A 13,799-nucleotide genomic window follows, 5' to 3' on the forward strand; every position below is an offset into this window, starting at 1 on the left:
CGGTAAACAGAAGATTAAGGCGGGCGGGATGCGGCGTTGCCAGAATCGCCGGCACCATGCGACCCTGAACGGTATTGAGGAGACCAAGATGCCCCGATTCATGCGCCTGATTGCCCCGCTTTTCGTCGTTCTTTCCGCCCTTCCGGCCGCGCTTTCCGCGCAGGGGGCGATACCGGAATTCCGCTACCTGGCCTCGCCGGACACCGATTTCTACGGCTCCGATCTTGAGCCGCTGTTCGATACCGACCTGCCAAGCTGCATCCGGACCTGCTCGGCCGATGCATCCTGCGGCGCGTTTACCTACAACACGCGCACGCGCGCCTGTTTCCCCAAGAGCGCGGTGAGCGACCGGGTTCCTTACGAGGGCGCGTTCTCGGCCCGGAAGATCGCGACCGACCGGGCCGTGCTGCGGGCCGGGGCGGAGCGGGCCGCCGATCTGACCTTCCTGGGCGAGGGCGATCTTGCGGGCGCGGCAGCGCTTGCGCGCGATCTGGGCCTGCGCCATCCCCCGGACGCAAGCGATCCGGCGACGCTGCTTGAGGCCGCCCGCGCGCAGGCGGCCCGGGGCGAGGCCCGGCTTGCCGCGAACTGGACGGCGGCGGCAGTGGCTCTGTTGTCCGACCGGTCGGGCCCGTGGGCCGAATATGCCCGCCGCCTGCTGACCATCGAGGCCCGAGAGATTGCGCGACGCAACACCGACCGCAGGAACGCGGTAGCGGCGGCAACCAACGCCTATCTGCGCGCCGCCACCGGAGATGACCGGGCCGAGGCGCTGGTGGTGCTGGCACGGGCGCTCGAGCGGGTAGGGCGCGGGCGCGACATGATCGGCGCGCTGCGCCTGGCGCAGGCGATCCGGCCCGATGCCGATATCGACGTGATGCTGGACGATGCCATTGGCAAGTACGGGTTCCGCATCGTCGAAAGCACCGTCGAGAGCGACTCGGCAACCCCGCGGATCTGCGCCGAGTTTTCCGGGCGCCTGGACAAGGCGGTGGACTACGAACCCTTCCTGCGCCTGCCCGCACCGGGGCTGATGGTCGAGGCGCAGGGGCGGCAGCTTTGCGTGGGCGGGGTCGAACACGGGGTGCGCTATCGCCTGACCTTCCGCGCCGGGCTGCCCGCAGCGGACGGCGAAGCGCTTTCGAAGGATGTCGAGATCACCCACTACGTGCGCGACCGCGCACCGATTGTCCGCTTCCCCGGCCGTTCCTACGTCCTGCCCCGCACGGCCGAGGCCGCCCTGCCGGTGCTGACCGTGAACACCGACCGCATCGATCTGCGCCTGCGCCGCGTGTCCGATCGCAACCTGATCCGCGCCTTTCAGGACAGCTGGTTCGGGCGGCCCCTCTCCCGCTGGCAGGAGGACCGGTTCGGCCGCGAGATCGGCGAAGACATCTGGACTGGCAGCGCCGAAATCGCCGGTGAGCTGAACCGCGAGGTGACGACCCGCCTGCCGCTGACCGACGCGATCGCCGGGCAACCGCCGGGCATCTATGCGCTTTCGGCCCGCGTGCCCGGCACCGATCCGTGGGACGTGGCCAGCGCGACCCAGTGGTTCGTGCTGTCCGACCTGGGGCTGTCCACCATGTCGGGGACCGACGGCCTGCATGTTCTGGTGCACGGGCTGAGCGATGCCGCCCCCCGCGAAGGTATCTCCCTGTCCCTGATCTCGCGCGCCAATGCGGTGCTCGCCACGGCGCGAACCGATACCGAGGGTCACGCGGTGTTCGGACCCGGCCTGACGCGGGGGACGGGGGGCGCGGCCCCGGCGCTGATCGTGGCGCGACAGGGGGAGGAGGACATTGCCTTCCTGTCGCTCACCGAGCCGGCCTTCGATCTCTCGGACCGGGGCGTGGCGGGGCGGCCGGCGCCGGGGCTGGTCGATGTGTTCCTGACCACCGACCGCGGCGCCTATCGCGCGGGCGAAACGATTTACGCCACGGCCCTGGCCCGCGACGACACCGCCGCCGCCATCGAGGGACTGCCGCTGATCGCGGTGCTTTCGCGTCCCGATGGCGTCGAATATGCCCGGCGCATCTCGGGCGCGGGCAATGCCGGGGGGCATGTGTTCGACTTCGCGCTTGGCAGCGACGTGCCGCGCGGCACCTGGCGGCTCGACATCAGGGCCGACCCGGAGGCCGAGGCGCTGGCCAGCCGCCGGATCCTGGTCGAGGACTTCCTGCCCGAGCAGATCGATTTCGACCTTGCCCTGCCCGCGGGACCGATCCGGCTGGGCGACCGGCCGCTGCTGCGGATTGACGCGCGCTATCTGTTCGGCGCACCGGGGGCGGATCTGAAGGTCGAGGGTGAAGTGAGGATTCGCGCGGCCGACCGCGTGGAGGCATGGCCCGGCTTCCGCTTTGGCCGGCACGATGCGCCGGTTGCACAGGTGAGCGAGCAGTTCGGCGGCCTGCGCACCGATGCGCAGGGCCGGGCAGTCGTGCCGCTGGTGCTGCCCGAGCCGGAAACCGGGGACCAGCCGCTGGAGGCGACTGTCATCGCCCGCCTGGCCGACGGATCAGCACGGCCTGTGGAACGCGGCCTGACTGCTCCGGTCCGTCCGGCGGGCCCGGTGATCGGGATCCGGCCCCTGTTCGACGACATCGTGCCCGAAGGGGGCGAGGCCGCCTTTGAAGTGATCGGCCTGGCGCCGACGCTTGCACCGATGCCGATGCGGGTGAAGTGGACGCTCAACCGGGTCGAGACGCGCTATCAGTGGTATCAGCTTTACGGCAACTGGGAATGGGAGCCGGTCACCCGCCGCACCCGCGTTGCAACCGGCGAGACCGCGCTGGACGCCACACCGCTGCGCCTTTCCCTGCCGGTGGACTGGGGCAGCTACGAACTGGTGGTCGAGCGGACGGACGGCGATTTCGCGGCGGCTTCGATCGCCTTCGATGCCGGCTGGTACGGCGCGGCCGATGCCGCAGCCACGCCCGACCGGCTGGAGATGTCGCTGGATCGGGAAAGCTATCGCCCCGGCGACACGGCGTTGTTGCGGATCGTGCCGCGGGCGGGCGGCACCGCGCTGATCACGGTCATGTCGAACCGGGTGATCGCGCGCCGGGCGGTGGCGGTGAAGGCGGGCGAGAGCGTGATCCCGCTGCCGGTGACGGCGGAGTGGGGCGCGGGCGCCTATGTGGTGGCCACCGTGATCCGCCCCCTGGACGGGCAGGCCAGGCGCAACCCGGGCCGGGCCCTGGGCGTGGTGCACGCATCGGTCGCCCCCGAGGGCCGGGTTCTGGACGTGGCGATCGACGCCCCCGAAGTGGTCCGCCCGCGACGGGCCCAGACGGTGCGGGTGACGGTCGGCGGCGCCCGCAGGGGCGAGCCAGTCTGGCTGACGCTGGCGGCGGTGGACCTGGGGATCCTGAACCTGACCGGGTTCGAGAGCCCGGACCCGAAGGGGCACTATTTCGGGCAAAGGCGGCTGGGGGTCGAATTGCGCGACCTCTACGGCCGGCTGATCGACGGCATGAACGGGGCGATGGGCGTGGTGCGCTCGGGCGGCGATGGCGCGGGCGGGATGCGGATGCAGTCTCCCCCGCCCACGCAGGATCTGGTGGCGCTGTTCAGCGGCCCGGTACGGGTGGGCGAGGACGGATCGGCGCTGATTGATATCGAGCTGCCGGACTTCAACGGCACCGTGCGGCTGATGACCGTGGCCTGGAGCCGCTCCTCGGTGGGGCAGGCCGCGCGCGACATGACCGTGCGCGACCCGGTGGTCGTGACGGCGAGCCTGCCGCGCTTTCTTGCCCCCGGCGACCGGTCGCGCATCTTGCTGCGCGTTGCCCATGCCGACGGGCCGGCGGGCGAGATGCGGCTCGACCTTGGCCTGCGCGGCGAAGGGCTGCGCCTCGGGGCCGGTCCGGGGGGGTTCCGGCTTGAACCCGGAGGCCGTCGCGAATTCGCGGTGCCGGTCACGGCGCTGGCGCCGGGAGATTCGGAAATCGCGCTGTCCCTGACCTTGCCGGATGGCCGGGTGCTGCGCCAGGCGCTGCGCCTGACCGTTCGGTCCAACGATCCGGTCGTGTCCGAAACCCGGCGGTTCTCGCTGGCGGCGGGGGATGGTTTCCTGTTCACCGACGACGTGTTCGCGGGCTACCGGCCCGGCACCGGGCAGGCGATCCTGTCGGCCGGGCCGCTGGCGAAATTCGACGTGCCGGGATTGCTGGCGCGGCTGGACCGCTACCCGTATGGCTGCACCGAGCAGCTGACCTCGAAGGCGCTGCCGCTGCTTTACCTGTCATCGGTGGCCCAGGCCGGGGGGCTGGGAAGTGGCGCCGCGATCCGGCGGCGCATCAACGCAACGATCTCGCGCATCCTGACCCGGCAGGCCGCCAACGGGGCCTTCGGGTTGTGGCGGCCCGATTCCGGCGATCCGTGGCTGGATGCCTATGTGAGCGACTTCCTCGCCCGCGCCCGCGCCGCCGGTCACGCCGTGCCCGACCTTCCCTTCCGCCAGGCGATGGACAACCTGCGCAACAGCGTCAACCGGGCGGCGGATTTCGATCGCGGCGGCGAGGCCATCGCCTATGCGCTGATGGTGCTGGCCCGCGAAGGGGCCGCGGCGATGGCGGATCTGCGCTACTACGCCGACGCAAAGGGCGACGCGTTCGCCACGCCGCTGGCGGCGGCGCAGCTGGGGGCGGCACTGGCGATGTATGGCGACCGGACCCGCGCCGACGCGATGTTCCGCCGCGCGGCGAAGATGCTTCAGCGCCAGGACGAGGGGCGGGAATCGCCCCGGTGGCGCGCCGATTACGGAACCGCGCTGCGGGACGCGGCCGGAGTGCTTGCGCTGGCCGCCGAGGCCGGAAGCGAAACGGTGGATCTCGACGCGCTGGCGCTGCGGGTGGGGCAGGGGCAGGGGCGACGTTCGACCCAGGAAAGCGCGTGGACGCTGCTGGCGGCGAACGCGCTGGTGTCCGAACCCGAACGCGCCGGGCTGCGCGTGAACGGGCAGGCGGTCTCCGGCCCCTTCGTTCGGGTGCGGGCCGATGACGGGCGGGCCGGCGAGATGACGATCACCACCGCCGGCGGGCGCGCCACCGACATCACGCTGACGACGCTGGGCGTGCCCCGGATTCCGCCACCGGCGGGCGGGGCGGGCTATCGCATCACGCGCAGTTACTACGCGATGGACGGCACGCCGCTTGACGGGACCACGTTCGCCGTCGGAGACCGCTTCGTCACCGTGATCGAGGTGAACTCGCTCGAACGGGAGGGGGCGCGGCTGATGGTGGACGATCCGCTGCCGGCCGGGATCGAGATCGACAACCCGAACCTCCTGCGCTCGGGCGACGTGGCGGCGCTGGGCTGGCTGGCGCCAGGCGAGGCGGCGCATGCCGAGTTCCGCACCGACCGGTTCCTCGCGGCGGTGGACCTGCGGGCGGGGGTCGGGGAGGTGACGCTGGCCTATGTGGCCCGCGCCGTCAGCCCCGGGAAGTTCCACCGGCCGGCGGCACTGGTCGAGGACATGTATCGCCCGCGCTTGCGCGCCTGGACCGGAACCGGCAGCGTCACGGTCGGGGAATGAGGCGGCACGGCATCCTTCTTTTCGCGCTGCTGCTGTTCGCGGCGGCGGGGTTGCGCGATGCTTTCGACAGCTGGGTGGACCGGACCCGTTTGCCGCCGGTGCTGTCGGCAACCTCGACCGAGCTGCGCGACCGCAATGGCGCATTGCTGCGCGCCTATCAGGTCGGGGACGGGCTGTGGCGGCTGGCGCCGCGGGCCGGGGCGGTCGATCCGCGGCTGGTGTCCATGCTGCTGGCCTGGGAGGACCGGCGGTTCTTCCACCACCGGGGGGTCGATCCGCTGGCGCTGCTGCGGGCGGCGGGTCAGGCGGCGTGGAACCGGCGGGTGGTGTCGGGGGGCTCGACCCTGACCATGCAGGTCGCGCGGCTGATCGAGGACGGCCCCACCGGACGCTGGGGCGCCAAGCTGCGCCAGATCCGGGTGGCGCTGGCGCTGGAGCGGCGGCTGGACAAGGCGCAGATCCTTGCGCTCTACCTCACCCACGCGCCCTATGGCGGCAACCTCGAAGGGGTGCGGGCGGCGGCGCTGGCGTGGTTCAGCAAGGAGCCCGCCCGCCTGACCCCCGCCGAAGCCGCGCTGCTGGTGGCGTTGCCGCAGGCGCCCGAGACCCGCCGCCCCGATCGCAACCCCAACGCCGCGCGGGCGGCGCGCAACCGGGTTCTTGCGCGGATGCAGGCGCGCGGCGTCCTTGGCGCCGAGGCCGTGGCGGCCGCACGGCGCGAACCCGTTCCGACCCGGATGCGCGCGTTTCCGAAGCTGGCCGCGCATCTTGCCGACCGGCTTCGGGCGGACAGGCCCGGCGCCGACCGGATCGAAACCACCATCGACGCGGGGGTTCAGGCGGCACTTGAACGCCTGGCGCGCGAGGCAGCCCGCCGGGCCGGGCCGCGGGTTTCCGCCGCGATCCTCGTTGCCGATCACCGCAACGGAGAGATCATCGCCTCGGTCGGTTCGGCCGGGTACGAGGCCAGCGACGGGCGGCAGGGCTTCGTGGACATGACGCGGGCGATCCGGTCGCCCGGCTCGACGCTCAAGCCGCTGATCTACGGGATGGCGTTCGACCGAGGGTTGGTGCATCCCGAAACGCTGATCCGCGACGGGCCGATGACCTTCGGCCGCTACGCGCCGCGCAATTTCGACGGCCGCTTCCGCGGCGATGTGCGGGTGCGCGATGCGCTGCGGCTGTCGCTGAACGTGCCGGCGGTGATGCTGACGGACGAGCTGGGCCCGGCCCGGCTGATGGCCGGGTTGCGGGCGGCGGGGCTGGCGCCGCGCCTGCCGTCGGGCGTGCCGGGGCTGGCGGTGGCGCTGGGCGGCGTCGGGCTGAGCCTGCGCGACCTGGTCCAGCTTTACGCCGCGCTGGCCGAGGGCGGGCGGGGGCCGATCCTGCGCGAGACGCCGGACACTCCGGCGCGCCGGGGCGGGCGGATCATGTCGGCCGTTGCCGCATGGCAGCTGGGCGACATCCTGTCGGGGCTTGCGCCGCCGCCGGGGGCGCCCGCCGGCCGCATCGCCTGGAAGACCGGCACCTCCTACGGCAACCGGGATGCCTGGGCCATCGGCTGGGACGGTGCCCATGTGATCGGCATCTGGATGGGCCGGGCCGACGGCACGCCGGTTCCGGGCGCCTTCGGGGGCGAGATGGCCGCGCCGGTGCTGTTCGAAGCCTTTGGCCGGCTGAAGCCGGATTTCGACCCGCTTCCGCCGCCGCCCCGCCTGGTGCCGTTCGCCGGCAATGCGGAGCTTCCGCCGCCGCTGCGCCGGTTCCGGCCGCGCGATGCCGCCTTTTCCCGGCCGGATGATGCCGTGCGGCTGAGCTTCCCCCCGGACGGTGCGCGGCTGGCCGATACCGGCGGCGTGGTGCCGGTCAAGCTGCGCGGCGGCACCGCGCCCTACACGGTGCTGGAAAACGGCCGGCCGGTGGCAACCGGGCAAAGGCAGCGCGAATTCGAGATCCCCGCACCGGGGACAGGTTTCACCACCCTGGTGGTCATCGATGCCGACGGCCGGACCGACCGGGCAACCATTCGCGTGGATTGACGGCGGTCCGTTTCAGGCCAGGAACTTGCGGTCCTCGATCAGCCGCAAGAGCCGAGCCAGCGAGGATTCCACCGACTGGCCGGACGTATCCAGCTGCGCCAGCGCCCGGGCATACAGCGTCTCGCGGCTGGTGAGGATGGACTTCAGCTGCTCCATCGCCTCGGGGTTGCCGGCCATCGGGCGCTCGTCCCCCTGCGCGCGGACCCGCGCCATGTGCTCTTCGGGCGTGGTGCGCAGCCAGATGGTGTGAAAATGGCCCAGCAGCGTGTTGTAGGTTTCGGGGTCGGCCACCACCCCGCCGGCGGCGGCAAGGATCATCGTGTCATGGGTGGCGATGATCCGCTCGATCGCCTGTGCCTCGAGCCGGCGATACCCCTCCTGGCCGTAAAGGGCGATCACCTCGCTCACGGCCATGCCGCTCTGTTCCTCGATCTCGGCGTTGAGCTCGACGAAGGGGATGTTCAGCGCCTGCCCTGCCAGCGCGCCCAGGGTCGATTTCCCGGCCCCGCGCAGGCCGATCAGGCAGATCCGGTGCGCCCGCATCACCTCGGCCGGTTCGGGGTTGAGCGCGCGCAGCACCGACTGCTGCACATCTGCCGGCGCCGAGCGGAACAGCTCGGCCACCCGCAGCGCGTCCGAGGACCACGGATCCTCTTCGCCAACCAGCCACTCGACCCGATGATCCAGTGCCAGCGCCACCCGCTGAAGCAGCCCGATCGAGATATTGCCCTCGCCCGCCTCGAGCTGCGCCAGGTAGCGCGGAGAGACGCCGGACATCTCGGACAGGACGCGGCGCGGAATGCCCTTGCGTTCGCGCGCCTTGCGCACCCTCTCGCCCACGCGGCGGATCAGCTCGGAAACGGATTGCTCGATCCGGCTTTCCCTCGACTGCGGTTCGGCTTCGCCGCGAAAGTTGGTGATCTCGGTCATGGCGCCGCTGATTGTGAAAAATATTGCACAAACCTACGATGCAGCACCGGATGGTTCAAACGAAATTACCCGGTCAGTCGCTGGTTCCTGCACTATTGTGCGTGTTCGCTGCAATGAGAGGTTCCACAATGGCCCGAATGTCGGGCGGGGCGGGGATCGACCTTGCGTGGCTGTCGGATTCGACGAAAACGCTGACGAACCGGCCCTCGAAACACAGTTTCCCGTCCTGCCGCCCGACCACGCGGAACTCGATCGAGGAGTTGCCGATCCGCACCGGCGCCACCTCGCAGCGCAGCGGATGGCGGGGGGTGATCGGGGACCGGAAATCCATGCTCAGATGCACGAACGGCGTTCCGATGTTGCGGTCCAGGTTGAGCTGGTACCAGCCCAGCCCGGCGATGTGGGCTTCCCACCAGGCGTCGATCGCCTCAAGCGCGAACCACGGGATGTGGCCGGTATAGGCGATGCGGGCCGGATCGCAATGGCCCCAGCCGACGCGCACGTCATGGGTGAAGGTGGTCTGCACCGGAGTCTGTTCCTGTATCGTCATTCAATAGGTTTCCACGTGATAACGGCCCTCGTTGCGCATGGTGTCGCGCAGCTCGGACCAGTTCAGCCCGACGCCGCGGGCAATATCGGCAAGCGCCTCGTTCACGCCCTGCTCCATCGCCTTCAGCCCGCAGACATAGACATGGCCCTTTGGGTCGCGCAGGATGGCGGCGATACGCTCGCCCTCCTCGCGCAGCTTGTCCTGCACGTACTGCTTGGGCGCATCCTCTTGCCGGGAAAAGGCGAACAGCTTGCGCATGAAGCTTTCGGGCACCTTCCCCAGCGGGCCGAAATAGGGCAGCTCGCCCGGCCGGCGGGCGCCGAAGACCAGCGTCAGTGAATCCTGCAGGCCGGGAAATTCGCGCTGGCGATGCATGGTAAAGGCGCGGAACGGGGCCGAGCCGGTGCCGGTGCAGATCATCAGCAGATGCGCCTGCGGGTCCGAGGGCATCAGGAAGGTGGACCCGAACGGCCCGGTCAGGCGCACGGTGTCGCCCTTCTGCAGGTCGCAGACATAGTTGGAGCACAGCCCGCCTTCGACCCGCTTGACGGTCAGCGACAGGTTGTTGAAGCCGGGCCTTTCGCCATCGCGCGGGCTGGAGACCGAGTAGAGCCGCGGCAGGTGGGGCTTTCCCTCGGCATCGGTGCCGGGGGGGATGATGCCGACGCTCTGCCCTTCGAGCACCGGGAAGGGCGTGGCCCCGAGATCGAGGATGATGTGGCGCACGTCGCTGTCGCTGCCCGCGTCGGTCAGGCGGTAGTTGCCCTGCACCCGCGCCTCGGCCGGGCGGGCAAGGGTGTACATGTTGATCGTGGGCTTCGCCGCGCTGGCCGGGGCGCGGGGGCGGCCACCGGTACCGGCATGGGCCTCGGCCAGAAGTGCTGTCACCGCCTCGTCCAGGGCCTCGTCGCCGGTCACGGCCTCGGCGGCAATCTCGGCCTGTTCGGGCAGTTCGTCCCAGCCGAACTGCTCTTCCAGCGAATAGGGTTCCTCCACCACCCGCCAGTTGTCGATCGAACCGGTCGGGCAGACCGGGATGCAGTCCATGCAGTAGTTGCACTTCTCGGCATCCACCACGACGTTGTTGTCGTCATGGGTGATCGCCTCAAGCCCGCAGGTCATCTCGCAGGTATAGCAGCGGATGCAGATTTCCGGGTCGATCAGGTGCTGCTTGAAAGGCTTCGTCATGCGTGATGCGCCCGGGCGAGGATCAGGTCGGGAAGGGTCAGAAGGTCGATCAGGGCCGGGCACAGACCGGTGCACCCCTTGCAGCCGACGCAGGGCCCGCGCAGGGCCATGAGACGCTCCTGCAGAACCTTCGTGTGATGGTCGGGTGTTCGGTCGCGACTGACAATCATTTGCGCCTCCGCATCGGAGTTTCCCTCTGCTCTGCCGGCCCCGCATCCGCAGGCCGGCCCCGGAGTCGGGCTCCGGGTCAGGCCATATGCAGCTTCACATATTCGAAGTCGCCCGGCTTGTTGTCGATACCAACCTTCGGCGGCGCGATCCAGCCCGCATACTTGCCGGGCTCGGTCACCTGCTTCATCAGCGACTGGATGAAGTCCCCGTCGTCCTTGTTGGGCAGCCACTCGCCCTTGCGGGCTTCGTATTCGGCCTCGCTCAGCAGGTTGCCCTCGGGGTCGAAGGTCTTGCCGGCGAAAACGCCGATCTGGCGATGGAACGCCTCGTGCGGCAGCTTCAGCTCGAATTCGATGCCGGATTTCTGGATGATCTTGTTCCAGCGCCCCACCCCGCCGGCGGCGTCCCTGGTGTAGTCGTCGCGCAGGCGCATGTTGATGGCGGTCAGGGCCGGGACCTCCTCGCGCACCAGCTTGCCGTCCACGAAGTTCCACACCGGATAGGTCGCATCCTTGAGCCGGTGGTCGTCGTCGAGCCGGTTCTCGTGATAGCGGCCCTTGATGCCGGCGTTGAAGGCGTTGGCGGCGTTGGTCGAGACCTCCTGCCCGAAGAGATCCAGCGACAGGGTGTAGTGCAGGTTCAGCTTCTTCTGGATCAGCGGCAGGTCGATCACGCCCAGCGCGCGCACCCGGTCCACGTCGAAGGGATCGTCGATGCCCGCCTCGCGCATGGCCTCGCAGGTGCGCTGGATGGTGCGGCCGACGCCGGTTTCGCCCACGAACATATGGTGGGCCTCTTCGGTCAGCATGAACCGGCACGAGCGCGACAGCGGATCGAAGCCCGACTGCGCGAGGCTTTCCAGCTGCATCTTGCCGTCGCGGTCGGTGAAATAGGTGAACATGAAGAAGGACAGCCAGTCGGGCGTTTCCTCGTTGAACGCGCCCAGCAGGCGCGGCGCCTCTTCGCTGCCCGACTGGCGGCGCAGCAGTTCGTCTGCCTCTTCCCGCCCGTCGCGACCGAAATACTTGTGCAGCAGATAGACCATGGCCCACAGGTGCCGGCCCTCTTCCACGTTCACCTGAAAGAGGTTGCGCATGTCGTAAAGCGACGGCGCGGTGAGCGCGAGAAAGCGCTGCTGCTCGACGCTGGCGGGTTCGGTGTCGCCCTGGATCACGATCAGCCGGCGCAGCATGGCGCGGTATTCGCCCGGCACCTCCTGCCAGGCGGGCTCGCCGTAATGTTCGCCGCAGGGGATGATGCGCCCCTCGACCTTTGGCGCCAGCAGGATGCCCCAGCGGTATTCGGGCATCTTCACATAGTCGAACTTGGCCCAGCCCTTGGGATCGACGCTGACGGCGGTGCGCAGATAGATCAGGCTTTCCTGAAACTTCCGCGGGATCAGGTCGTTCCACCAGTTGATATAGCCGGGGTGCCACTTCTCCAGCGCCTTGAGCACGCGCTTGTCGGAGCTCAGCCCCACATTGTTGGGGATCTGGGTGTCATAGCTGACATTGATGAGATCGAGCATTCTTTCCTCCATTCGGGACGGGGCGCGGCGCCGTCAGACGCGCTCCATGTCGTATTCGCCGCGGATGCCGCTGCCATAGCGCTTCAGCGCACCGGTTTCGCCCACCGCGTTGGGGCGCTGGAAGATCCAGTTCTGCCACGCGGTCAGGCGGCCGAAGATCCGCGTCTCCATCGTCTCGGGGCCGGCAAAGCGCAGGTTCGCCTCCATCCCGGTCAGCGCGTCGGGGCTGAACGAGGCGCGCTCTTCCAGGAAGATCCGCACCTCGTCCTCCCAGTCGATGTCGTCGAAGGCGTAGGTGACAAGGCCGAGGCTTTCGGCTGCTTCGGCCTCCAGCGCCTCGCCCATGCGCGCCTGGGCCGCCTCGACCGCCTCGGGCTCGCCAAGAAAGCGGGTCTGCAGGCGGGTTAGGTCGTTGCTCATGGGGTAGGCGCCGAAATTGCCCGCCGTCAGCCGGATGGCGGCCAGCGGGCGGTTGTCGCCCTCGAACTCGTCCAGCATCATGTAGGAGCGGTCCGCGGCCCAGATCAGCTCGGCCAGCATGCCGGCAAAGCACGAGCCATGCTCGACCAGCGCCACCATCGAGCGCGAGGTCAGATCGACCCGCTTGAGCACCCGTTTCCACAGCAGCAGGATCTCGTTGGCCAGCCAGAAGTCGCGGTTGTCCAGCAGGAAAGCCTCGTGCGCGGCCACGCGGGCGCCGTCGCCCTGGGTGTGGAACGTCAGCAGTCCGATCCGGCGTTCGTTGAGCCGCAGGTGCAGGATCGCGTCGTCCAGCTCCCGCGCGCAGCGCAGCGCCCAGCCGTCCGCGCCCTGGGCATGAAGCTCCTCGACCGATGACGGGGCATCCCGGTCCGGCCCCTTGATGGTGATCGTGGCGCGCCCGGCCTCGCGGTCGATGGCCACCTCGACGGTGGAATAGGTGACCGAGCCGTCCTCGCCGAAGCTGCGCGCGAGCGGCTTCAGTTCGATCCCCTTCAGCCCCGAGGGCTTCTTCGAGCGGGCAGCGAATTCGCGGGCGCGTTCGGCCACCACCTCGTCGAAGCGGGAATTGGGCACGATCTCGTCCACCAGCCGCCAGTCCACCGCGCGCTGGCCCTTCACCCCTTCCTCGACGGTGCAGAACACGTCGGCCAGATCGCGGCGCACCTTGCGCTTGTCGGTGACGCGGGTCAGCCCGCCGGTGCCCGGCAGCACCGCCAGCAGCGGCACCTCGGGCAGCGCCACCGAGGACGAACTGTCATTGGTCAGCATGATCCAGTTGCAGGCAAGCGCCAGCTCGTAGCCGCCGCCGGCGCAGGCGCCGCGCACGGCGGCGATGTATTTCTGGCCCGATTCTTCCTCGGCCGCCTCGAAGGCATTGCGGGTTTCGTTGGTGAACTTGCAGAAATTGACCTTGTGGGCGTGGCTGGCGCCACCCAACATGCGGATGTTGGCCCCGGCGCAGAACACCCGGTCCTTGCCCGAGCGCAGCACCACCACCTTGACCTCGGGGTGCTCGAATCGCATCCTCTGCACGATGTCGGCAAGTTCGATGTCCACCCCCAGATCGTAGGAATTCAGCTTCAGCTCGTAGCCGTCGAACAGCCCGCCCTTTTCGTCCACATCCATGTAGAGATTGGCGATCTCGCTGTCATATTCCACCCGCCAGTGACGATAGCGGGAAGGGTCGGTCTGAAAGTCGATGACCTTGGACATGTCGCGCGCCTCAACGAAAGGTTCCGTTCGAATGCACAATAATGGGTTGGCACTGTCGGGTAAACCCGAATATGCATGATATTGCCTATTTTTCCGCCAAAGGGGTCAACATGTTCAGAAAAAACCTGCAGGAGCGGGCCTGATCCGGCGGAAACAGGC

The 13,799-nt window shown here is 69.2% G+C and carries 8 protein-coding genes; 2 read left to right on the plus strand and 6 right to left on the minus strand.

Annotation, left to right across the window (positions count from 1 at the left end; translation table 11 throughout):
* Nucleotides 1-88 precede the first annotated feature (88 nt).
* Together ACZ5CM_RS00225 and pbpC are read left to right on the plus strand one after the other, a co-directional pair.
* A complete protein-coding gene (locus tag ACZ5CM_RS00225; protein WP_464640207.1) occupies nucleotides 89-5,539 on the plus strand; it encodes an alpha-2-macroglobulin family protein in 5,451 nt (1,816 codons plus the stop codon).
* On the plus strand, nucleotides 5,536-7,578 hold the full coding sequence (pbpC, locus tag ACZ5CM_RS00230; protein ID WP_464640209.1) for a penicillin-binding protein 1C: 2,043 nt from the start codon (nucleotides 5,536-5,538) through the stop codon (nucleotides 7,576-7,578). Before ACZ5CM_RS00225 ends, pbpC begins: the two co-directional genes overlap by 4 nt.
* Nucleotides 7,579-7,590: 12 nt before the next feature.
* Here pbpC and ACZ5CM_RS00235 read toward each other — a convergent pair whose 3' ends face one another.
* The 6 genes from ACZ5CM_RS00235 to boxC form a co-directional block, all read right to left on the minus strand.
* Entirely contained in the window at nucleotides 7,591-8,508 is a 918-nt protein-coding gene (locus ACZ5CM_RS00235) for a helix-turn-helix transcriptional regulator (protein ID WP_464640211.1), read from the minus strand.
* 73 nt (nucleotides 8,509-8,581) lie between these two features.
* The gene (locus ACZ5CM_RS00240; protein ID WP_464640213.1) at nucleotides 8,582-9,058 is read right to left on the minus strand and encodes an acyl-CoA thioesterase; all 477 of its coding nucleotides are present in this window, start codon (nucleotides 9,056-9,058) and stop codon (nucleotides 8,582-8,584) included.
* On the minus strand, nucleotides 9,059-10,246 hold the full coding sequence (gene boxA / locus ACZ5CM_RS00245; protein ID WP_464640215.1) for a benzoyl-CoA 2,3-epoxidase subunit BoxA: 1,188 nt from the start codon (nucleotides 10,244-10,246) through the stop codon (nucleotides 9,059-9,061).
* Nucleotides 10,243-10,416: a hypothetical protein gene (locus ACZ5CM_RS00250; protein ID WP_464640217.1), complete on the minus strand. Its 174-nt coding sequence runs from the start codon at nucleotides 10,414-10,416 to the stop codon at nucleotides 10,243-10,245. Before ACZ5CM_RS00250 ends, boxA begins: the two co-directional genes overlap by 4 nt.
* 77 nt (nucleotides 10,417-10,493) lie before the next feature.
* Nucleotides 10,494-11,945, minus strand: coding sequence for a benzoyl-CoA 2,3-epoxidase subunit BoxB (gene boxB / locus ACZ5CM_RS00255; protein ID WP_464640218.1), 1,452 nt, complete (start codon nucleotides 11,943-11,945; stop codon nucleotides 10,494-10,496).
* Nucleotides 11,946-11,978: 33 nt separating this feature from the next.
* A complete protein-coding gene (boxC, locus tag ACZ5CM_RS00260; protein ID WP_464640219.1) occupies nucleotides 11,979-13,640 on the minus strand; it encodes a 2,3-epoxybenzoyl-CoA dihydrolase in 1,662 nt (553 codons plus the stop codon).
* Between the last annotated feature and the right edge of the window lie 159 nt (nucleotides 13,641-13,799).

Source organism: Piezobacter thermophilus (genome assembly GCF_055386745.1).

Coding starts and splice junctions, on each gene's coding strand:
- ACZ5CM_RS00225 (WP_464640207.1), top strand. CDS start 89: ATGCCCCGATTCATGCGCCTGATTGCCCCGCTTTTCGTCGTTCTTTCC.
- pbpC (WP_464640209.1), top strand. CDS start 5,536: ATGAGGCGGCACGGCATCCTTCTTTTCGCGCTGCTGCTGTTCGCGGCG.
- ACZ5CM_RS00235 (WP_464640211.1), bottom strand. CDS start 8,508: ATGACCGAGATCACCAACTTTCGCGGCGAAGCCGAACCGCAGTCGAGG.
- ACZ5CM_RS00240 (WP_464640213.1), bottom strand. CDS start 9,058: ATGACGATACAGGAACAGACTCCGGTGCAGACCACCTTCACCCATGAC.
- boxA (WP_464640215.1), bottom strand. CDS start 10,246: ATGACGAAGCCTTTCAAGCAGCACCTGATCGACCCGGAAATCTGCATC.
- ACZ5CM_RS00250 (WP_464640217.1), bottom strand. CDS start 10,416: ATGATTGTCAGTCGCGACCGAACACCCGACCATCACACGAAGGTTCTG.
- boxB (WP_464640218.1), bottom strand. CDS start 11,945: ATGCTCGATCTCATCAATGTCAGCTATGACACCCAGATCCCCAACAAT.
- boxC (WP_464640219.1), bottom strand. CDS start 13,640: ATGTCCAAGGTCATCGACTTTCAGACCGACCCTTCCCGCTATCGTCAC.